Consider the following 21,033-nt stretch of genomic DNA (forward strand, 5'->3'; position numbering starts at 1 on the left):
CGAAAGAGGGTCCTCACGCGTGGACTTGGGTGGGTCCCTCCGGGTGACCCGGAGGGCTGATTTGCGGCTCTGCGGACTGTGTGGGGATCGGATAATGCGTCAACGGACGGTCGCTGTAAGGGCCATCGGGCTGCACCGGGTCGCGCGCGCGGAGTACCCTTCCGTGATCACTGGAGACGGGCGTCCAGACGCAGAAGGCGGTGCACGGGTGAGCTCGGGAGGTCTGGAGCTGCCCCCTGGTGACAACGGTCACGAGGGCGGCCCGGCGGACGCCGCAGGTGCGACACCCGCAGGAGTGCCGGCCGGGGCGGTGTCGCTGGCCCCGCAGGCGACCGGGAGCGCACGGGCCGGCGCCGAGCTGGACTGGGGCGCGGAGACCTGGAGCGAGGTCCGCACGCGGGCGCAGCGGGCGGGTCGTGCGTACATCTGGCTCAATCTCATCGAGCAGCGGCTGCGGTCGGTGGTCGGCGCGGTGCTGCGGCCGGTCTACGAGCCGGTGCACGGCGGGGACGACTGGGTCGTCGCCGCCGCCGGGCCCGCCGGGCAGGAGTGGGTGCAGCGGGCCGTGGCCGTGCGCGAGGTCAGCCGGCGCAAGGGCTATCTGCTCGACTCGGCCGACGACAACGTGCTGAGCTTCCTGACGCTCCCCCAGCTGCGGGAGCTGATGGTCCAGCACTGGCCCTGCTTCGAACCGTATTTCGACGACCGGCGCGAGATCGAGCTCGCGCTGGACGAGCTGGAGGTCACCCGCAACGTCGTCTCCCGCAACCGGGCGCTGTCCCGGCCGGTACTGGAACAGGCGGAGCGGGCCTCGGCGCGGCTGCTGGAGGTACTGGGCGGGGGCTCGGGCAGCCCGTCGGCGGACCGGCTGCCGATCGACGCCGTCGAGGACCTGGTGGGCGACCGGTACGCGGACGTCATCTCGGTCCATCCGGACCGGGTGCGGCTGCAGCGCCAGCTCCCGGCGGAGGACCTCTTCGGGGGCGCGCGGCGGCTCGACGCCATCGGCATAGGGCTCAACCTGCTGGTCCAGAACTTCTCGGGCCGAAGACTCGTCCGGCTCACGGAGGCCGGCTGCCGGGTGCGGCTGCTGTTCCTGAACCCGGCGAGCAGCGCGGTCAAGCGGCGCGAGCGGGAGCTGGGGCTGCGCAAGGGAGAGCTGAGCCGCTCGGTGGAGATGAACATCCTGCACGTCCGCCGGGTCCGCGCGGGCCTGCGCGATCCCTCGCGCTTCGAGATCCACGTGTTCGACGAGACCCCGCGCTTCACGGCCTATCTGGTGGAGGGCCAGTCCTCGGGCATCGCGGTCGTCCAGTCCTACCTGCGCCGGGCACGGGGCATGGAATCCCCGGTCCTGGTCCTGCGCGGCGGCGGCCGCGGCGTCCCGAAGGACGCCGACCACGGACTGTTCACGACGTACCGCGAGGAATTCGAATCGGTGTGGGAGGACTCCCGTCCGGTTTCGTGACGGGGGGTGTCCGAGCCGTGGCCCCCGGACCCGGCGGACGGTTTGTCAGTGGCCCGTGGCAGGCTGAAAGCCGTTGACCGAAGGTGTAGGGGGGAAGGCGCGTGATGGGGGACTGGTACGGCGGTGTGCTGATCGGGTTCGACCTGGAGACGACCGGCACGGAGCCGGGGGAGTCGCGGATCGTGACGGCGGCGGTGGTCGAGGTACGGGGCGGCGAGGTGCGCGGACGGCGCGGCTGGCTCGCGGATCCCGGGATACCGATCCCGGACGAGGCCGCGGCGATCCACGGGATCAGCACCGAGCGGGCGGTCGCCGAAGGCCGCCCGGTGCGGGAGGCTCAGGTGTCCCGAGGCGAAGCGGGGCGCCGGCCGGTAGCCCACGCCGGAATGGGGGGCGCGTGATGAGCTGGATCAGTGGGCCGTTGGTGGCCTTCGACCTGGAGACCACGGGCACCGACGTCGAGACCGACCGCATTGTGACGGCGGCGGTCGTGCGCCTGGATCCAGCCGGAGCCGTCTCTGCTGAACGGACCTGGCTGCTGAATCCTGGGGTAGCCATACCCGAGCAGGCGTCGGCGATCCACGGCATCTCGACGGAACATGCCCGCGAGCACGGGGTACCGGCTGCTTCCGCCATCGAGGAGATCGCGCAGGCCGTCGCCGAAGGGCTGCGCTCGGGGACGCCTCTGGTGGTGATGAACGCACGCTACGACCTGTCGTTGCTGGACCGCGAGTGTCGGCGCTACGAGGTCGAGTCGATCAGCGACCGGCTGGGCAGTGTGCCTTCGCCCGTCATCGATCCGCTGGTGATCGACAAGCACGTCGACAAGTACCGGAAGGGCAAGCGGGCGCTCCACGCGCTGTGCGCTCACTACGGCGTGTCGCTCGATGACGCGCACGACGCGAGGGCCGATGCCGTGGCCGCCGCCCGCGTGGTCCGACGCTTGGGTGAGAAGCACCAGCCCGTCGGCCTGATGCCATTGGCGGATCTGCATGATCTCCAGGTGCGCGCGGCGGCTGAACAGTCGGTCTCTTTGCAGGCCTATCTGCGGCGTACCGCGGATCCGACGGCAGTCGTCGAGCCGGCCTGGCCGCTCATTCCCCGGGGGCGATGACCGTGCTGGTCAGGGCTCTCCGGGCGCGAAAGCCTGCAGGTGGGAGAGGGTGATCCGACGCCGTGGAAGGTCGACGCCCACGATCTTCACGGTGAGGCTGTCTCCGACCTGAACAACATCCTCGGGCCGGTCCAGGTGTCCTTCCGCCAGCTCGGTGAGGTGTACCAGGCCTTCGAAGCCGTCCTCTCTCTCTTCGACACGGACGAAGGCGCCGAACGGCGCGAGTTTGGTCACGACTCCGTTCGTGATCTGGCCGACCTGTTGTACGAACTGCGGCATCGGATCCTCTTGCAATGCCTTCAGGGACAGCGACACACGCTCGCGCACCAGGTCGACGTCGAGGATCTCGGCCGAGATTTCCTGGCCGACGGAGACGACGTCGGAGGGGTGGTCGAAACGGCGCCAGGACAGCTCGGGAATGTTGATCATCGCGGTGACGCCGCCGATGTCCACAAAGGTCCCACCGAAGCTGGCGATCTCCACCACCGTGCCGGTGCAGATCTGCCCACGGCGGAGAGTCTTCATAAAGGCCCAGTTCCGGTCGCTCGGCGTCGGCTCGGTCCTCCACCGCGCGCGGAGGACACCGTCGCTGTCGGGCAAGACCCCGGTGAACAGCGGGTGGCGTTCGTCGAGGGCCAAGGACAGGGCAGTAGCGGCACGGGCGCCTGCCACCCGGGCGGCCAGTTCCCGGTACTCGGACTCGTCGGCCGTCGTGCTGGAGACAACCCCGTTCTCGTCCTCCCACACGAATTCCACCGGCCCTTCGTCGGGAAGCGAGGCGAGGACCGCGTCGACATCGGCTGACAGGTCCGGCCAGACGGTCAACCGGGCACGAGGGGCGAGCCGGGCGCGGACCTCATCGAGGGTGCCCCCGGTGAGACGATGCCAGCGGGAGGCATTGTGGAGGTACCCCTCCTCCAATATCGCTGCGTGCCGCACGGCGACGGACCAGCGCAGACGGGCCCAGAAGTCCTCGTCCGCGGGCCGCTGTACGCCGGGCTCGTCGAAGTCCGCGTCGTAGGGCGAGGCGTCCAGCCGCTCCGGGAAGAGACCGAGAGCCCGGGTATGGGCAAAGGCGTGCTCGCAGGGCTCGTCGCTGCTGACGTAGACGTACTGGTCCCAACCGACCTGCACGGCGAACTTGTCCTCCACCTTCAGACGGCACCAGGCACCGCTGTCGCGGAGCATGCCCCTGACCAGTTCCAGGCCGAGGGAGAGGGGCACCTCGGCACCGTCGTGGAACCCGCTGAGGTCGGGTGGGAAGAGCCCGGCAAGACCGTGGCAGTCGATCGTCGGCTCCAGGCCGAAGTGGGCAAGGCCGGGGATCCCCGGCTCACGTATGGCCAGATGGTCGATGCCGGTGTCCTCGGCGAAGGCGGCAATCGCTTGCAGATAGGCGGCCTCGACCGGTCCGTGGTCGCTGGTCGGGTCCTCATCGCCTATGTAGCTGCCGTGCTCGTCGCGGTCGGCAGGGTCGTACTTGGTGATCCGGTAGACGAAAGACGTCACGTTGCTCCCCCGTGGTTGTTGACGATGCTCGCTCACCGACCGATCTCGTGATCGGGAGCGCAGGGCGGGACGGGCCGGCGCATCGCCGCCTTCGAGGATGGCCATCGAGATCACCTTCTGCAAGCGGGATACCGTGCCGCATCAGGTCGAATCGATCAGCGGCGATCGATGTGAGTGGCGCGATCGCTTCGGTCGGCTGCCTTGGAGAGACGCCGGTTCTCCAGTGTGAGGATTGTCGATTCCCTTGACCACACTGGTGATGCCACCCAAGTGCTGACGCAGAGCCGTGCGCTGGAGGTCGGAGAGCCCCACGAAGGCCAGGCCGCGTTCGGTGTCGCCGCGTGCCGCTTCCCGCCCTGGGCGACGTCGGGCGGTGATGGTCGGGTTTCCGCAGCGCTCGGGGCGGCAGTTCCGGGGATGGGCTGGTCCGTGCCCAGCGGTTCGGCACGGGGCCGTCTCGGGCTGGTCGTAGCAGTCTGCACGTGGGCGAACTCGTTGTCGGTCCGCGCGCCGGAGCCTCTTCGGCGGCGACTTCCGCACGGAATCCGGAGGGTGAAGCCCCGGCGCACCCCTCGAACATGGCCACGGAAAGGTGCCGTACGGGATCATCCCGGCGACCGTGCCGTAAGGACGGTGGGGCCGGACGCGGTGATCGACACGGCCTGGCCGCTGAGGGGTCTGGTTCCGGCGGGCGCCTGACCGTGCGCGGCGGTTACCGCAGGAGCCAGTTGCGAGTCAGTTCCATGACCTCCGCGCGGCTGCGGCCGCCGTGGTCGGCGGCGACGACGTAGCTGCCGATCCGCACGGAGAAGGTGAGCATGGAGCGGACCTCGACGTCGTCCTCGTCGGGGCAGAACTCGCCGAACAGCGAACGCAGGTAGTCCATCCGCCGGTTGTCGGCGCGCCGGAGCCGCTGCGCGACGGCCTCGTCGCGCCGGGCCCAGTCGCGGATCGCGAGGTCGACCGCCACGCCCGTCATCGGCTTGTCCCCGTACGAGGCGACGATCGTGAACAGCCGGTCCAGCTTGGCCCGCGCGTCCCCGCCGCCGCTCTCGACCCGATCGATCACGGCCTCGGTGACCTCGCGCTCCCACGTGTCGAGCATCTCGGTGAGCAGCGCGCCCCGGTTGCGGAAGTACCCGTAGAAGCCGCCCTTGCTGACGCCGAGCGCCTGCGCGAGCGGCTCGATGCGGACGGCCTCCGGGCCGCCGGCGGCCAGCGCCCGCAGCCCCTCCTCGATCCATGTGCCGCGAGGCGTGCGCGCCGTACCCATGATGTGTCTCCGCTCACGTGTGTCCCCCGTCTATACGGTGCCGTATAGGCGGGTGCTAGCCTTCTTCTATACGGCATCGTATAGATAGGGGCTTGCTCATGAGACTCCCGAAGACCGCGCACACCTCCCGTCCCTGGCGGATCCACGAGATCGCAGGCGACTTCCGGGTCGAGGACGTGTGGGCGCTGCCGACACCAGGCGGTCCCGACGACCTCGCACATCTCGTGGACCAGTTCGCGCAGGGCAAGGGGGAGCCCATCGACTCCCCGGTGGGGCGCGCGCTCTTCGCGATCCGATGGAAGCTCGGGGCGCTGTTCGGCTGGGACAAGCCCGAAGACGGCGTCGGCGGCCGGCTGTCCACGCTGCGGGACCGGCTTCCGGCGGACCTCCGCGAGGGTTCCAGGGGGCCGGACCTGACGGCGGTTCCGTTCACCTCCGTCTACCAGACGCACGACGAGTGGGCGGCGGAGATGGGCAACCGGACCGTGCACGGGGTGATGCACATCGGCTGGGTCCCGGACGGGGCGGGCGGCTACCGCGGCCAGATGGCCGTCCTGGTGAAGTCCAACGGACTGTTCGGCGCCCTGTACATGGCGGGCATCAAGCCCTTCCGGTACCTCGGGGTCTATCCGGCGCTGTTGCGGGGAATCGGACGCGGGTGGCAGGAGCACGCCGCCGAAAGGTCCGCGGGCTCGGCGGGCTCGGGCTCGGTCGGCTCCGCGGGCTCGGCGGGCTGACCGGATCCGGCGGCCGGGCCTACGCCGCCGCCCACTCGTCGGTGTACTCGACGTGGATGTCCCGGGCGCGGGCGTCGCCGCAGCGCACCTGCGCGCAGCAGTGCCCGTGGCGGGAGCCGTCGCGGACGTGGCCGGGGCCGTCCTCGGCCACCCGCCGCAAGACGTCGGCGGCCTCGTGGAACACCTTCGCACTGCCCGTCACGAAGAGGGTCCCGGCGTGGATGTGCTGGCGCAGCACGTCACGGTTCTCCGCGTGGTGCAGGGCCGCGAGGCCGGTGCCGGGCTCGGGGACGGACAGCTCGACGCTGCGCGGCCGGCCCGGGCCGAGCCGTCCCCGCAGCTCCTTCCAGCGCGAGGGGGCGAACTGGAGCGAGTGGTGGAGCAGGACGAGGTCGAGCCCGCGTGATGCGGCGTCCGGGCGGGAGCCCCGCAGGGGCAGGTGGATCAGCGAGCGCGGCGAGGAGGCGGCCAGGGTCCACAGCCCGGCCATGAGCCGGGCGGCCACCTGGTCGACGTAGGCGTTCAGGTACCAGGAGTCATCGAGGAGCACCGCGCGCCGCGGCGGCCGGGCCGGGCGGATCACCTGGAACTCCTCCGTGCCGAGGCGGGCCCGGTGGACGGTCAGGGACAGCTTCATCAGAACAGGCTCCAGCGCGCTTCCCGGTCGCCCTCGCGCAGGGAGGCGACCCGGCGGCGGAATTCGGCCAGGGCCCTCGGATTGGTGGGGGCGTGCTGGGAGACCCAGGCGCAGCTGGCCGTCTCACGGGCCCCGCGCAGCACCGCGCAGCCCTCCCAGTCGCGGACGTCCCAGCCGTACGCCGTCACGAACGCGTCGTAGGACTCGGCGGGCAGGCCGTACCGGTCGCGGGAGAGGGCCATCACCACCAGGTCGTGTTCGCGCAGGTCGGCCGATACGGTCTCCAGGTCGACCAGGACCGGGCCGTCCGGGCCGACGTGCACGTTGCGGGGCAGGGCGTCGCCGTGGATCGGGCCCGGGGGCAGGTGCGGCACGAGCCCGGCGACCTCACCGGCGTAGGCGTCGCGACGGGCTCGCAGGTACGCGGCGTCCGCCGGATCGATGGCGTCCGCGGCCAGCCGGAGCCAGCGTTCGACGCCGCCCAGCAGGTCCCGCGCGGCCAGCGGGAACGGCGGAGCGGGCAGGGCGTGGAGCTGCCGCAGCAGTACGGCGAGGTCCTCGGGGCCCGCGGGGCGCACCGCGCCCGGGAGCCGGTGCCACAGCGTCACCGGGTGCCCGGCCACCAGCCGTGCCTTCGGTTCGGCGGCGCGGACCGCCGGGATCCCGGCCTCCGCCAGCCAGTGCGCGACGGCCAGTTCACGCCCGGCCCGGCCGAGCAGCGCCGGGTCCGCGCGGCCCACCTTCACGACCAGGTCCCCGGCCGCGAAGACCGCGTTCTCGCCCAGGGCCAGCAGCGCGGCGCCATCGTCCAGGCCGGCCTGCGCCAGTACGTCCCTGGCCCGCGCCTCGTCCATGTCGTTCTCCGGATCCGGATCGTCGTGAATGCGCCAAGTCTCCCATCCGGGTGTGCGATGCATTGACGCGGCATCAGGCCCTGCGCACGATGACCGCAGCCCGGCCGTCCCGATGCGGACGATCCGGACGATCCGCCGGGAGGGGGTGAAGGTGACCGCCGCCGCCCCCGTGCGCACGGGCCGACGGGCCGACCCCGGAGCCTGGTTCCTGGTCCTGCCCGCCCTCGTACCCATCCTGCTGCTCAGCGTGGGCCCGCTCCTCTACGGCCTCGCCCTCGCCTTCACGGACGCCCAGTCCGGGCGTACCGAGCCCACCCGGTGGGTCGGGCTGCGGGGCTTCCAGGACCTGCTCCACGACCGGCTGTTCTGGGAGTCGTTCCGGATCGGCCTGGTGTGGGCGGCCGGGGTCACCGTCCCGCAGTTCCTGCTGGGACTCGGCCTCGCCCTGCTGCTCAGCCAGAACCTCCGGCTGCGCTGGCTGGCGCGCTCGCTCGCGATCATTCCGTGGGCCATGCCCGAGGTGGTGGTCGGCATCATGTGGCGGCTCGTGTACCACCCCGACGCGGGGGTGCTGGGCGAGATCCTCTCCGGCCTCGGCCTCGCCGGGGACACCGACTGGCTCAGCGGCCTCGCCACCGCCCTGCCCGCCGTCGTCGTGGTCGGCATCTGGGCGGGCATGCCGCAGACCACGGTCGTGTTGCTGGCCGGACTGCAGAACACCCCGCACGAGCTCCACGAGGCCGCCGCCCTCGACGGTGCCGGGGCCTGGCGCCGCTTCCGGACGGTGACCTGGCCCGCGATCCGGCCGGTGGCGCTGTCCGTCTCCGCGCTCAACCTCATCTGGAACTTCAACTCCTTCGCCCTGGTCTACGTACTGACCAACGGCGGGCCCGGCGGCCGCACCCGGCTGCCCATGCTCTTCGCGTATGAAGAGGCCTTCCGCTACGGCCAGTTCGGCTACGCCGCGGCCATGGGGTGTGTGATGGTCGCGGTGATCTCGGTCCTGCTCGCCGTGTACCTGGCCGGCCGGCTCAGGGAAGGGGACGCCTGATGGGGCCGCGCCGCGGGGTTCGGGCCTCCCGGGCCGCCCCGGTCTCCCGGACCTCCCGGGCCGCGCGGGCCGGCCAGTACGCGGCGCTCGCCGCCTACCTGGTCTTCCTCGCCTTCCCGTTCCTGTGGCTGGTCTCCACCGCATTCAAGCCCGCGCGCGAACTCGGCAGCCTGCACCCCACCTGGATTCCCGATCACCCGACCCTCGGCAACTTCCGCCGGGCCTTCGCCGAGCAGCCACTGGTGCACGCCGCGCTGAACAGCCTGCTCGCCGCGGTGTGCGCCGCCGTGATCGCGGTCGTCCTCGCCACCCCCACGGCCTTCGTCCTCGCCCGCCGGCCCGGGCGGGCGGCCGCGGCCGCCACCGGCTGGGTCGTGGTCAGCCAGGCCTTCCCCTTCGTCCTGGTGATCATCCCGCTGTTCCTGGTGCTGAAGAGCCTGCACCTGGTCAACTCCGTGCCGGGCCTGGTCCTCGTCTACGTCGTCTGGTCGCTGCCGTTCGCCCTGTGGATGCTGGTCGGCTACGTCCGGGCCGTCCCGCCGGAGCTGGAGGAGGCGGCCGCGATGGACGGGGCCGGGCGGCTGCGCACCCTCGTCTCGGTCGTCGCGCCGCTGCTGGCGCCGGGGATCGTGGCGACCGCGCTGTTCGCCTTCATCACCGCCTGGAACGAGTTCTTCTTCGCCCTCGTCCTCCTCAAGACCCCGGAGAAGCAGACCTTGCCGGTCGTTCTGACCCACTTCCTGGGCGCCGAGGGCGCCGCCGACCTCGGCCCGCTCGCCGCCGCGGCCTTCCTCGCGACCCTTCCCTCACTGGTGATCTTCGCGGTCATCCAGAAGCGGATCACCGGCGGCATGCTGGCCGGGGCGGTGAAGAGCTGATGAGGACCAGCGGGTGGCGGGCCGGGGCGGGCGCGCTCGCACTGGTGGCCGGGCTGCTCGGCGGGTGCTCCCCGCCGGGCGGCGGCGCCGGTGACGGGCCCGTACGGCTGAGCTTCCAGTCGCTCGCCTGGCAGAAGGAGTCCGTCGACGCGAACAAGGCCCTGGTCGCGGCGTGGAACGCCGCCCACCCCGAGGTCCAGGTCCGTTATGTCCAGGGCAGCTGGAGCAGCGTCCACGACCAGCTGCTGACCTCCTTCGAGGGCGGCGAGGCGCCCGACGTCATCCACGACGCCTCCGACGACCTCGCCGACTTCGCCCACGGCGGCTACCTCGCCGACCTGCGGCCCCTCCTCTCCGACCGGCTCAGGACCGACATCCCGGCCGCCTCCTGGGAGTCCGTGACCTTTGGAGCCGACGGTGGTGTGTACGGGGTCCCGTTCCTCCAGGAACCCAGGGTCCTGATGGCCAACACCGGGCTCCTGCGCGCCTCGGGGGTCCGCATCCCCACCCCCGAAGCCCCCTGGAGCTGGGAGGAGTTCCGTACGGCCGCCCGGCAGCTCACCGGCGAGGGCCGGTACGGGGTGGCCTGGCCGCTGAGGGACCCGGTCTCCGCCACCCTCAACCTCGGCCTGTCCGCGGGCGGCAGGCTCTTCCACCGCGACACCGACGGAAGGGCCGTCATCCGCTGGGCCGAGGGCGACGCCGTGGTCCCCGCCACCATCCGGGCCCAGATCGAGACCGACCGCAGCGCCTCCCGGGCCACGCTCGCCATGGGCGGGTCCGACACCCTGCCCGGCTTCTTCGGCGGCCGGTACGCGATGGTGCCGCTCGGGTTCTCGTACCGCCAGCAGATCGCGCGGCAGGCTCCGCCCGGCTTCGCCTGGCAGGTGCTGCCGCCTCCGGCCGGGGCGGACGGCCTCGGCGGGCCGATGCAGGGGGTGAGCCCGCAGACCCTCTCCATCGCACGGGACAGCCAGCACAAGAAGGAGGCCGCGGCCTTCGTCGACTTCATGCTGAGCCCGGCCAACATGGTCCGCCTCGCCCGCGGCGACTGGATGCTGCCGACCGGCACGCAGGCGCTGGCCGACCCCGCCCTGCACACCCCCGAGCTCGGCTGGGCCACCGGCACGGCCCTGGCGGGCGGGCTGCGCCCGGCGCCCGCCCAGTCGGTGCGCGGCTATCCCGAATGGAAGGACAAGGTCGCCACGCCGGCGCTCCAGGAGTTCTACAGCGGGGCCATCGACCTAGGAGAACTGGAGAAACGCCTGGTGGGGGGCGGGAGCAGGGTGCTCGCGCGCTACCAGAGATGAATTCACGTTGCACGAGACGTATCGTCTCGCTAGGGTCGTGGGCATGACCTCAGCCAAGCCCGCACACATCGCCATGTTCTCCATCGCCGCCCACGGGCACGTGAACCCGAGCATCGAAGTGATCCGGGAACTCGTCGCCCGGGGCCACCGCGTCAGCTACGCCATCCCCGCCGCCTTCGCCGAGAAGATCGCCGAGACCGGCGCCACGCCGGTGATCTGGACCTCCACCCTCCCCACCGACGACGATCCCGAGGCGTGGGGAACCGAGCTCATCGACAACCTGGAGCCCTTCCTGGACGACGCCGTCCAGGCGCTCCCGCAGCTCGCGGCCGCCTTCGAGGGCGACGAACCGGACCTCGTCATCCACGACATCACCGCCTACCCGGCACCCGTGCTCGCCCACCGCTGGGGCGTGCCCGCCGTCTCCCTCTCGCCGAACATGGTCGCCTGGGAGGGGTACGAGGAGGAGGTGGCGGCGCCCATGTTCGCCGAGCTGAAGGCGTCGGAGCGCGGACAGGCCTACTACGCCAGGTTCGCCGCCTGGCTGACCGAGAACGGCCTCGGCGACCAGGTCGACCGCTTCCAGGCCGCCCCGCGCCGCGGCCTCGTCCTGATCCCCCGGGCCCTCCAGCCGAACGCCGACCGCGTCGACGAGTCCGTGCACACCTTCGTCGGCGCCTGCCAGGGCGACCGCGCGGCGACCCAGGGGCGCTGGCAGCGCCCCGATCCGGCCGACGGCAGGAAGGTGCTGCTGGTCTCGCTCGGCTCCGCCTTCACCAAGCAGCCCGCCTTCTACCGGGCCTGCATGGACGCCTTCGGGGACCTGTCCGACTGGCACGTCGTCCTGCAGATCGGCAAGTTCACCGACGAGGCGGACCTCGGCGAGATCCCCGCCAACGTCGAGGTCCACCGCTGGGTTCCCCAGCTCGACATCCTGCGCCAGGCCGACGCCTTCATCACCCATGCGGGCGCCGGCGGCAGCCAGGAGGGCCTCGCCACCGCCACCCCGATGGTCGCCGTACCGCAGGCCGTCGACCAGTTCGCCAACGCCGACATGCTGGCCGCGCTCGGCGTGGCCCGGCACGTCCCGATGGACCGGGCGGACGCCACCACCTTGCGGGAAGCGGTACTCGGACTGCTCGCCGACCCCGAGGTCGCCCGGCGCGCCGAAGCCGTCCGCGCGCAGATGGCCACCGAGGGCGGCACGCGCCAGGCCGCCGACCTCATCGAGGCCGAACTGTCCTAGGGCGGGCCTCAGCGGCCTCGGAGAAGTGGGGCAGGTCCCCGCGCCGTTCCCCCGGCTACCGCTGGGAGGTGCCCCCAGGCACGGCACCTCGCCGCGTTGTCGCAATTCACGAGTACGTCCAGTACAAGGGCACTGCTGCGCCGTGCGATGCACCGCACCGGACGACGCGGAAACGCACCCCACTTCCCCGAGGCCGCTTAGTGTGCCCCCATGGCGAAGAAATACGCGGCGCTGTTGCGCGGCATCAATGTCGGCGGGAGCAAGAAGGTCCCGATGGTGGAGCTGCGCTCCGTGCTGGAGGGGCTCGGGCACGGCGAGGTACAGACGTACCTGCAGAGCGGGAACGCCGTCTTCAGCAGCGCCGAGAAGGACCCGACGGCGCTCGCCAGGGAGCTGGAGGCGGCCGTCGAGGCCCACTTCGGGTTTCCGGTGCCGTGCCTGGTGAGGGACGGCGCGTACCTGCGGGCCGTCGTCGAGGCCTGCCCCTTCCCGGCGGCCGAGCTGGAGGGCAAGCAGCTGCACGCCACCTTCCTCTCCGAGCAGCCCGGCGCCGAACGGTTCGCCGCGATCGACAAGGCGGCGTACCTCCCGGAGGAGTACCGGCTCGGCGACCGCGTCATCTACCTCTACGCCCCGGGCGGCCTGGGCCGCTCCGAACTGGCCCCGGTCCTGCTGAGGCCGTCCGTCCTCAAGGGCGTCGACGCGACCAGCCGCAACTGGAACACCGTCGTGAAGCTCGTGGAGCTCACGCAGGGGTGAGCGGGGGCGAGCTCCGGTCCGCCACGCGGAGGCGCGGCCGGGCCTCTCGGGGTGGTTCTGGTCATTTTCCCGACCTGCGCGACCGGCGGTAGCCGCTCGCGGCGGGGGAGCGGGCTGATGAGGGGGCGGGGAGGGGGGCGGGGCCCTGAGTGGAATCGGCCAGGGAAATACCGCCGGGGCCGTTGGCCGTATCACGCCCTTCCCGGTCTCACCCGTTCGTGATGGCATGTGCATGCCAATTCGCATCGGGTCCGCACGAATGGAGAAATCGAGATGTTGCTCCGCAGACTGACTTCCGGCGCGGCCGTGGCGGCGTTATCGGCCGTGGCCGTTGCCGTACCCGCGCAGGCCGATTCCGTGTACACGCCGCCCGGGAGAATTACGGTCGAGGTGGTCGGAGCCAACGGATCGGGGTGTCCGCAAGGGACCGCGGACGTGGCAGCGGCCTCCGACAACACCGCCTTCACCGTCACGTACAGCAATTACCTCGCCCAGGCCGGAGCCGACGCGGGCGGTACCGAGTTCCGCAAGAACTGCCAGCTCGCCCTCCGGATCCACGTGCCCCAGGGGTTCACCTACGCCATCGCCCGCGCCGACTACCGCGGCTTCGCGCACCTCCAGCGCGGGGCCTTCGGCCAGGAGCGCGCGAACTACTACTTCCAGGGCTCCGCCCAGACGGCCCGTACGACCCATCAGTTCAACGGCCCGTACACGGACAACTGGCAGGCGAGCGACCAGACGGGGTACGCCGACCTGGTCTGGGCGCCGTGCGGCGAGGAGCGCAACCTCAACGTCAACACCGAACTGCGCGTCTACGCGGGGACGTCGAACCCGCAGGCCCTGAGCTTCATGAGCATGGACTCGACGGACGGCAGCGTCAGCACGGTCTATCACTTCGAGTGGAAGGAATGCACCGCGGTCTGACGCCGGCAGTCCGGCACCGAGTGAGTGCAGGAACCCGACTCATGGTCAGGAGTGACAACGATGTCTCATTCCCTGTCTCGTACCCTGCTCACCATCGGCGCGGCCGCCGCGCTGATCGCCACGGCGACGCCGGCCGGAGCGGCCGGTCCCGGCCCGCTGATCACGGCTCCCCCGGACAAGATCGTGATCGAGCTCGCCACGGTGAACGGATCCGGCTGCCGCGAAGGCACCGCCGAGGTGGCCGTCGCACCGGACAACACCGCCTTCACCGTCACCTACAGTGAATACCTCGCGCAGGTCGGCCCCGGCGCCCCGCCCACGGCATTCCGCAAGAACTGCCAGCTCAATCTCCGCGTGCACGTGCCTTCGGGTTTCACCTACGCCATCGTCCAGGCGGACTACCGCGGATTCGCGTTTCTGCAGCCCGGTGCCTGGGGTCAGGAACGGGCGAGCTACTACTTCCAGGGAATGCCCCAGACTTCCCAGCGGACCCATCAGTTCAACGGGCCGCTCAACGACAACTGGCAATCGAGTGACAAGACGGAGTACGCCGATCTCGTCTGGGCGCCGTGCGGAGAGAAGCGCAACTTCAACATCAATACCGAACTGCGCGTGAATGCGGGCACTTCCAACCCGCAGACGTCCACCAGCTTCATGGCCATGGACTCCACGGACGCCAGTGTCAGCACCCTCTACCACCTCGCCTGGCAGGTGTGCCCGACCCCCTGAGAGGTCGTTTCGCCCGTGAGCCGGTCCTCGGTGGCCGGCTGACCCCGACGCTGTCCGCCGTCCCGTCGGTCCGGGGGCACGATCGGGTCGATCGCGCCCCCGGACCGACACCGGAGAGCGTCCCGCGCTACGAGACCGTCACGGGCGGTCCTGGGGACCATCCGCCGGGTACGGTGGCGCAGGCACCGCCGCCTCGTTGTAAGCCTTCCAGATCAGCGGCGGGAAGGCGCTGCCCCGCTCGGCATCCGGGCCGCCCACACCCTGCATGGGCAGCAGTTGCGGGACGTCGGGCTTCGTACGGAACATCGCGACCGAAGTGCTCAGGTCCGGCGTCGCGCCGATGAACCAGGCTGAGTTCATACGGTCGTTCGGACCGGTTTTGCCTGCCCAGGACGGGGCGGCCGGCCGGCCCGTCGGCGGTCCGACGGCGCTCCCGCTCACCTGACGGAGCGCCGCGCCCACGATCGAGGCTGCCTCGGAGCTCATTGCCCGCCGCGGTTTGGGTCGGCCCAAGCCGTCCACCGCGACGCCGTTCCGCTCGACCTTGGACACCGAGTAGGGCTCGGTGGCCCGGCCCTCGTTGACGAAGGTCGTATAGGCGCTGGCCAGCCGGACGGCGCTGGGGGTGGAGGTACCGATGGAGAAGGTCGGCTCCAGCTTGGCCATGCTCTCCTCACGCAGTCCCGACGCGACCGCGAGCTCCTTGACCTTCTTCAGCCCGATCTCCTTGCCGATCTCCACGAAGGGCGTGTGGGAGGAGTCCACCAGGGCCGAGTGGAGGTCCATGGATGCCATGGGCGCCCGTATCGGCGCGGGTTTCAGAGGATCCGGATCAGCGCTCTCGGCGGAGCGTTCCCTGCCTTCGAGCTCCTTCTCCAGCGCGGCGGCGTACACGAAGGGTTTGAACGCCGAGGCAGCAGGGACGCCTGAGGTGTCCGCGTTGTTGGTGAAGTGTTCGATCGCATCCGAGCCGCCGTAGACCGCGACGATCGCTCCGTCCTCGGGGCGTATCGAGGCGGCGCCGACCTGCACGTACTCGTCGTCCGCGCGGTTCTTCGGGTCCAGTCGGTCCGCACGTACCTGCTCGACGGCCTTGGTCAGCGCGAGGACCTTGTCCTTCTCGAAGGTGGTGTGAACGCTGTAGCCGCCACTGGCCAGCTCCTTGCCCGTGATCCCGCTGCGGCTCTTGAGGTACTTGTTGGCGATGTCGACGAGGTAGCCGATCTGCCCGGCCTGACTGGTCGGCTTGACGGGAGGCTTCGGCTCGGGGAATTCCGTGTACTTCGCGCGTTCCTCGGCGCTCATCGTGCCCGTGCTGACCTGACGGTCCAGGATCCAGCTCCAGCGGTCCTCCGCGCGTTCGTGGTTGTCGGCGCTGAGGGACGGGTCAAAGCTTTCCGCGCCTTTGAGGACAGCGGCCAGCAGAGCTCCCTGACTGGGGTTCAGCTCCTTGGCGGGGATGCCGTAGTACGCGTACGAGGCTGCCTGGACGCCGTACGCGTCGCGGCCGAACCAAGAAGTGTTGAGATACCCCTCAAGGATCTCCGTCTTGGGCCGCTGGTTGCTGACCTTCAAGGAGAGGAAGAGTTCCTTGATCTTTCGCTCGACGGTTTGGTCCTGGCTCAGATAGGTGTTCTTCACGTACTGCTGCGTGATCGTCGAGCCGCCCTGGGTCTCATCGCCCTTGACGATGTTGACAGCAGCGCGGCCGATGCCCGTCACGGAGACGCCCGAGTCCCTGTAGAAATCCGCGTTCTCCGCCGCGATGACGGCGCGCTGGACGGAATCGGGCACCTGGGAGAGCTTCACGTCCTGCCGGTTCACATCGCCGACGCTCACCATCCGGCTGCCGTCCGCCCAGTAGTAGACGGTGGCCTGCCGGCGCGCGGAGTCGTGCGCGTTCGGGATCTCGACCTGTAGGTAGACGGCGGTCAAGAGGCCGGTGAGGGCGCCGGCGAAGAGCAGGAACAAGCCGGAGATCAGTTTCCAGGAGGGCATCCAGCGCCGCCAGCCCCGCCGGCCGTGCCTGGGGAAGTCGATGGGGCGGCGACGAGCCTTGCGGACTGCTCTCCTACGGTTCTTCGCTCGGCCCGCGCGGCGCCGTGTGCGCTCCGGACCTTCCGACTGGTCCGGGCTTTCCGTGTCGTCCGGACTTCCGATGCGATCCGCGCGGCGTTTGTGGGGCAGCCTCATGGGGGATGCCAACCTCCTCGATCGCGAGTCCGTCACCTCGGGGGCGGTGACGGGCTCGGCGGAGAAGATGATCAGATCGCGTTCGAGGTTGGGCCGTTCATGAAATCTTCATACGCGGCACGGGCTTCAAGGGCTGTCCGGACAGGTCGGTGACGCGGTCGGCGTCGTGCGCCACCGGGAATCACCGGACGGTCGTCAGCGCGTCCAGCAGCTCCAGCTCCCGTGCGGTGAGCCGGATCGTCGCCGCGTCCAGGTTCTCCGCCAGGTGTACGGGCGAACCCGTACCCGGAGTGGGGCACAGCACGGGCGAACGGTGCAGCAGCCACGCCCGCCGCGCGCAGCTGCCCGGCGGTGACCGTGTCCAGCCCGATGTGCCGGATCTTGCCCTCCGCACGCAACTGGGCCAGTGCGCCCAGATGTTCCGCCATCGGCACCGCGGGGTCGAAGCGGTGCAGCTGGTACAGGCCGATCCGCTCCACGCGCAGCCGCCGCAGGCTCGCCTCGGACATCGCCCGCAACTGCTCGGGGCGCCCCGCCACATGCCACTGATCGGGACCGATGCGCACCACCCCGCTCTTGGTGGCGACGACGAGCTGCTCCCCGTACGGGCGCAGGGCGTCGGCGATCAGCTCCTCGGCCAGGTCGGGGCCGTAGTTGTCGGCGGTGTCGATGAGGGCGACTCCGCGCTCCACCGCCGTACGCAGCAGCTCCCGGGCCTCGGCGCGCCCGCCGCGCGGGCCTCAGTAGCCGGGGCCGACCAGACCGCCCGTACCGAAACCGGGCCGCCGCACGGGCAGGTCCCCACCGAGCGCGAATACCTCGTTCACCATGCCCCGACGGTAACGCGGGGCCCCGGATGTGCCAGGCTCTGGGCATGCGTTACATCATCATCGGCGCGGGCGCGGTGGGCGCCACCATCGGCGGACGGCTCGCGGAGGCGGGCGGCGAGGTCGTCCTCGTCGCGCGCGGCGCTCACGCGCAGGCCCTGCGGGCGGACGGCCTGCGGCTCACGACGGCCGGCGGGACGCGGGTGCACCGGCTGCCCGTGGCCTCCGGACCGGCCGAACTGGGCGAACTGCGGCCGGACGACGTGCTGTTGCTGACGGTGAAGACCCAGGACGCCGTCGCCGCGCTCGACGCGTGGGGCGACGCGGAGGTCGCGGGCGGCGGTACTGCGGCGCAGCGGCTGCCGGTGCTGTGCGCGCAGAACGGCGTGGAGAGCGAGCGGCTGGCGCTACGGCGCTTCGCGCGGGTGTACGGGGTGTGCGTATGGCTGCCCTCCACCTTCCTGGAGCCGGGCGTGGTCTCGGCGCTGTGCACGCCGCTGACCGGCATCCTGCACGTGGGCCTGGCGGCGGGCGGCACGGACGCCGTGTCCCGCGCTGTCGCGGCGGACCTCGGGAAGGCCGGCTTCGAGGCGCCGGTGGTCGAGGACGTGATGCGGTGGAAGTACGCGAAGCTCCTGGGGAACCTGGGCAACGCGATCCAGGCCACGACGGGCCCCGAGCCGGACGCCGCGAAGGCGGCGCTGCTGGGGCGGGCCGCCGGCGAGGCGAAGGCGGCCTTCGCGGCCGCGGGCATCGCGTACGCCTCGGAGGCCGAGCAGGCCGAAGCGCGCGACGGCAAGGTGAACCAGCCGCCGGGGATTCGGGGCGGGTCGTCGTGGCAGAGCCTGGCGCGGGGGACGGGGTCGGTCGAGGCCGACTACCTCAACGGGGAGATCTCTCTGCTGGGCCGGCTGCACGGGGTGCCGACGCCGGTGAACGACGTGCTGCGGCACGCGGCGAACATCTTCGCCCGCGAGGGCCTGCCGCCGGGCGCGATGTCCATCGAGGACCTGACCGCCCTGGCCGACGAGGCCGCGGCCCGGTCCTGACCCCGGCGGGGCGCGGCTACGCCGACAGGGCGGGGAGGCGGGCCGGGGCCGAGGCGGCGGCGTCGTAGCGGCGCAGCAGCAGGCGGGCCAGTTCCGGGGCCGCGCCGAGGACCGGCGCGATCACGTCCGCGCCCGCGGCTTCGGCGCCCGCCGCGATGCGGTCCGGGAGCCGCCCCGGGGCGATGACGTAGGGAGCCACCGCCACCCGGGCGAAGCCCTCGGCACGCAGGGCCCGTACGGCGTCTTCCGTACGGGGAAGGGCAGCGGAGGCGAACGCAGGCCGCACGGCGCACCAACCGGTGTGCCGCCACTCCCGCGCGGTTTCAGCGATCGCTGCGATCGCCTCCGGGTCTGTGGAACCGGCGGACGCGAGCACCACCGCGGTGGTGGCGCGGTCCGCCGGGGTGAGTCCGGCCTCGGCCAGCCGGCGTTCGAGGGCCGAGACGAGGAGCGGGGACGGGCCGAGGACATCGGCCACCCGGACCGACAGCCCCGGCAGCCGGGCCGTCGACTCGGCCAGCGCCGCCGGGATGTCGGACTTCGCGTGGAACGCCCGGGTGAGCAGGAGCGGCAGTGCCACGACGTCCCGTACGCCCGACAGGTACAGCGAGGACAGAACCTGCCCCACGGACGGGGTGTTGAAGTCCAGGAAGGCCGTCTCCACCCGCAGCCCGGGCCGCAGCGCCCGGGCCCGCCCGGTGAGGGCGTGCACGGTCGCCGCGTGCCGCGGGTCGCGGCTGCCGTGGGCTATGACCAGGAGTGCCGGCGCGGGGGACACGGGACTCACTTGACCAGCAGGCCGCGGCTGCGCAGCACCCAGCGCTCGACCGGGCTGAAGATCAGCAGGTCGATGGCGATGCCGACGACGAGGATGAGGATGATCGCGAGGAAGACGCCGGGCAGGTCGATGTTGTTGCGGCCGTTCTCCAGCAGCTGGCCCAGGCCCAGGCCGAGGTCGGGGGAGCTGGCGATGATCTCGGCGGCCATCAGGGAGCGCCAGGAGAAGGCCCAGCCCTGCTTGAGGCCGGCCAGGTAGCCGGGCAGTGCGGCCGGCATGACCACGTGCCGGGCACCGCTCAGCCCGGTGGCGCCCAGGGTGCGGCCGGCCCGCAGGTAGAGGGGCGGGATCTGGTCGATGCCGGAGACGAGGCCGTTGGCGATGGACGGGACGGCGCCCAGCAGGATCACCGTGTACATCATGGCGTCGTTGAGGCCGAACCAGAGTACCGCCGGTGGCACCCAGGCGACCGAGGGCAGGGACTGCAGGCCCTGCAGGATCGGGCCGATCGCGGCGCGGACGAACTTCACCCGGGCGACGAGGAGGCCGAGCGGGGTGCCGATGGCCAGGGCGAGGAGGAAGCCGAGCAGGCCGCGGGAGACGCTGGTCCAGATGATGTCCAGGAGCGTGCCCTTGAGCCACATGCCGGACAGGCTGTCCCATACGGCGGACAGGGCGGGGAGTTTGGTCTCCTCGGTGACCTTGGCCGCGACGAGGATCTGCCAGACCAGCAGGACGAGGCCGACGGCCAGGAACGGCGGCAGGACCTTCTTGACGAGGAGTTCGCGGACGGGGGTGCGGTGGGTCTGGACCGCGTCCAGGGCGTCGAGGCCGGCCTCCAGGCCCGCCAGGTCGTCCGTCTTCGCCTTCGTGTCAGTGCTGGCCATGGCGGCGGATCTCCCCACGCAGGTGTTCAGTGATCTCAAGGGACAGTTCCGCGACGTCCGCGTCCTCGATGCGGCGCGGCTGGGCGATGTCCACGGTCCATTCCTTGGCGACCCGGCCGGGCCGCGAGGAGAGCAGGACCACCCGCTGGGCGAGGCGCACGGCCTCGCGGACGTTGTGGGTGACGAACAGGACGGACAGCGAGGTCTCGGCCCAGATGCGGGTGAGTTCGCCGTGCAGTACGTCCCGGGTGATGGCGTCGAGCGCGGCGAACGGCTCGTCCATCAGCAGGAGCTGGCTGTCCTGGGCGAGCGCGCGGGCCAGGGCGACGCGCTGGCGCATGCCGCCGGACAGTTCGTGGACGCGCTTGCCGTAGGCGCCGCCGAGGCGGACCAGCTCCAGGAGGCGTTCGGCTTCGGGCTTGCGGTCGGTCTTGGGCAGCCCGCGCAGGCGCAGGGCGAGTTCGATGTTCTTGCCCGCGGTCAGCCACGGGAACAGGGCGTGCTCCTGGAACATCAGGGCGGGACGGCCGCCGGGGGTTTCGATGGTGCCCGCGCTGGGCTTGTCGAGACCGGCGACCAGGTTCAGCAGGGTGGACTTGCCGCATCCGGAGGCCCCCAGGATGGTGACGAACTCGCCGGGAGCGACATCGAGGCTGATGTCGTCCAGGACGAGCTGCGATCCGGCCGGGCCGGAGAAGGACTTCGAGACGTGCTCGATGCGCGCGGCGTGCGTGTGCTCCGCTGCGATGCCCTCGGCAGCCTTGGCGAGCGTGGTGGCCATGGTCGTCACCTCCTGGGGTTGCTGGATTT

The 21,033-nt window shown here is 71.3% G+C and carries 19 protein-coding genes and 2 pseudogenes; 12 read left to right on the plus strand and 9 right to left on the minus strand.

The window, feature by feature from the left end; translation table 11 throughout:
• Window positions 1-208 precede the first annotated feature (208 nt).
• The 3 genes and pseudogenes from OG429_RS29495 (at window position 209) to OG429_RS29505 (ending at window position 2,582) form a co-directional block, all read left to right on the plus strand.
• Window positions 209-1,468, plus strand: coding sequence for an SAV2148 family HEPN domain-containing protein (locus OG429_RS29495; RefSeq protein WP_328928277.1), 1,260 nt, complete (start codon window positions 209-211; stop codon window positions 1,466-1,468).
• 104 nt (window positions 1,469-1,572) lie between these two features.
• Window positions 1,573-1,803: pseudogene (locus OG429_RS29500) on the plus strand (exonuclease domain-containing protein); the annotation flags it as partial.
• A gap of 65 nt (window positions 1,804-1,868) precedes the next feature.
• Entirely contained in the window at window positions 1,869-2,582 is a 714-nt protein-coding gene (locus OG429_RS29505) for a 3'-5' exonuclease (protein ID WP_328928278.1), read from the plus strand.
• A gap of 9 nt (window positions 2,583-2,591) precedes the next feature.
• Here OG429_RS29505 and OG429_RS29510 read toward each other — a convergent pair whose 3' ends face one another.
• Both OG429_RS29510 and OG429_RS29515 read right to left on the minus strand, forming a co-directional pair.
• Complete coding sequence (locus tag OG429_RS29510; RefSeq protein WP_328928279.1) at window positions 2,592-4,091, minus strand: S1 RNA-binding domain-containing protein; 1,500 nt, start codon at window positions 4,089-4,091, stop codon at window positions 2,592-2,594.
• A 712-nt stretch (window positions 4,092-4,803) separates the two neighbouring features.
• Complete coding sequence (locus OG429_RS29515) at window positions 4,804-5,364, minus strand: TetR/AcrR family transcriptional regulator (protein WP_328928280.1); 561 nt, start codon at window positions 5,362-5,364, stop codon at window positions 4,804-4,806.
• A 98-nt stretch (window positions 5,365-5,462) separates the two neighbouring features.
• Between OG429_RS29515 and OG429_RS29520 the strand changes: the two genes are divergently transcribed.
• Window positions 5,463-6,101, plus strand: a complete 639-nt coding sequence (locus OG429_RS29520) for a DUF2867 domain-containing protein (RefSeq protein ID WP_328928281.1) — start codon at window positions 5,463-5,465, stop codon at window positions 6,099-6,101.
• Between the two features lie 19 nt (window positions 6,102-6,120).
• Here the strand turns inward: OG429_RS29520 and OG429_RS29525 are convergent, their stop codons facing one another.
• Entirely contained in the window at window positions 6,121-6,738 is a 618-nt protein-coding gene (locus OG429_RS29525) for a hypothetical protein (RefSeq protein ID WP_328928282.1), read from the minus strand.
• The gene (locus tag OG429_RS29530) at window positions 6,738-7,592 is read right to left on the minus strand and encodes a phosphotransferase enzyme family protein (RefSeq protein WP_328928283.1); all 855 of its coding nucleotides are present in this window, start codon (window positions 7,590-7,592) and stop codon (window positions 6,738-6,740) included. Before OG429_RS29530 ends, OG429_RS29525 begins: the two co-directional genes overlap by 1 nt.
• Before the next feature lie 112 nt (window positions 7,593-7,704).
• Between OG429_RS29530 and OG429_RS29535 the strand changes: the two genes are divergently transcribed.
• From OG429_RS29535 to OG429_RS29565, 7 genes are all read left to right on the plus strand, one after another.
• Window positions 7,705-8,643 (plus strand): carbohydrate ABC transporter permease, encoded by a 939-nt coding sequence (locus OG429_RS29535; protein WP_405921966.1) that lies wholly within the window; start codon window positions 7,705-7,707, stop codon window positions 8,641-8,643.
• Entirely contained in the window at window positions 8,643-9,521 is an 879-nt protein-coding gene (locus tag OG429_RS29540; RefSeq protein ID WP_328928285.1) for a carbohydrate ABC transporter permease, read from the plus strand. The genes OG429_RS29535 and OG429_RS29540 overlap by 1 nt, the downstream gene beginning before the upstream one ends.
• Entirely contained in the window at window positions 9,521-10,831 is a 1,311-nt protein-coding gene (locus tag OG429_RS29545; RefSeq protein WP_328928286.1) for an ABC transporter substrate-binding protein, read from the plus strand. The genes OG429_RS29540 and OG429_RS29545 overlap by 1 nt, the downstream gene beginning before the upstream one ends.
• Window positions 10,832-10,874: 43 nt before the next feature.
• On the plus strand, window positions 10,875-12,077 hold the full coding sequence (gene mgt / locus OG429_RS29550) for a macrolide-inactivating glycosyltransferase (protein ID WP_328928287.1): 1,203 nt from the start codon (window positions 10,875-10,877) through the stop codon (window positions 12,075-12,077).
• 210 nt (window positions 12,078-12,287) lie between these two features.
• The gene (locus OG429_RS29555; protein WP_328928288.1) at window positions 12,288-12,836 is read left to right on the plus strand and encodes a DUF1697 domain-containing protein; all 549 of its coding nucleotides are present in this window, start codon (window positions 12,288-12,290) and stop codon (window positions 12,834-12,836) included.
• Window positions 12,837-13,109: 273 nt separating this feature from the next.
• Window positions 13,110-13,760 carry a DUF4360 domain-containing protein gene (locus tag OG429_RS29560; protein WP_328928289.1) on the plus strand — a complete coding sequence of 217 codons (651 nt, stop codon included), beginning with the start codon at window positions 13,110-13,112 and terminating at the stop codon, window positions 13,758-13,760.
• A gap of 60 nt (window positions 13,761-13,820) precedes the next feature.
• Complete coding sequence (locus tag OG429_RS29565; protein ID WP_405677949.1) at window positions 13,821-14,489, plus strand: DUF4360 domain-containing protein; 669 nt, start codon at window positions 13,821-13,823, stop codon at window positions 14,487-14,489.
• Window positions 14,490-14,627: 138 nt separating this feature from the next.
• On the opposite strand, the gene OG429_RS29570 is transcribed toward OG429_RS29565, so the two are convergent.
• Both OG429_RS29570 and OG429_RS29575 read right to left on the minus strand, forming a co-directional pair.
• Window positions 14,628-16,487: a transglycosylase domain-containing protein gene (locus OG429_RS29570; RefSeq protein ID WP_328928290.1), complete on the minus strand. Its 1,860-nt coding sequence runs from the start codon at window positions 16,485-16,487 to the stop codon at window positions 14,628-14,630.
• Window positions 16,488-16,863: 376 nt separating this feature from the next.
• Window positions 16,864-17,512 (minus strand): annotated as a pseudogene (locus OG429_RS29575) (aldo/keto reductase).
• Window positions 17,513-17,556: 44 nt separating this feature from the next.
• Between OG429_RS29575 and OG429_RS29580 the strand changes: the two are divergent.
• On the plus strand, window positions 17,557-18,558 hold the full coding sequence (locus OG429_RS29580; protein ID WP_328928291.1) for a ketopantoate reductase family protein: 1,002 nt from the start codon (window positions 17,557-17,559) through the stop codon (window positions 18,556-18,558).
• Between the two features lie 16 nt (window positions 18,559-18,574).
• On the opposite strand, the gene OG429_RS29585 is transcribed toward OG429_RS29580, so the two are convergent.
• Genes OG429_RS29585 through OG429_RS29595 form a run of 3 tightly spaced genes read right to left on the minus strand, consistent with a single transcriptional unit; the run spans window position 18,575 to window position 21,004 of the window.
• On the minus strand, window positions 18,575-19,336 hold the full coding sequence (locus tag OG429_RS29585; protein ID WP_328928292.1) for a sirohydrochlorin chelatase: 762 nt from the start codon (window positions 19,334-19,336) through the stop codon (window positions 18,575-18,577).
• Between the two features lie 5 nt (window positions 19,337-19,341).
• Window positions 19,342-20,223 (minus strand): ABC transporter permease, encoded by an 882-nt coding sequence (locus tag OG429_RS29590; RefSeq protein WP_328928293.1) that lies wholly within the window; start codon window positions 20,221-20,223, stop codon window positions 19,342-19,344.
• A complete protein-coding gene (locus tag OG429_RS29595; protein WP_328928294.1) occupies window positions 20,210-21,004 on the minus strand; it encodes an ABC transporter ATP-binding protein in 795 nt (264 codons plus the stop codon). The genes OG429_RS29590 and OG429_RS29595 overlap by 14 nt, the downstream gene beginning before the upstream one ends.
• Window positions 21,005-21,033 lie beyond the last annotated feature (29 nt).

Source organism: Streptomyces sp. NBC_00190 (assembly GCF_036203305.1).
GTDB lineage: Bacteria > Actinomycetota > Actinomycetes > Streptomycetales > Streptomycetaceae > Streptomyces.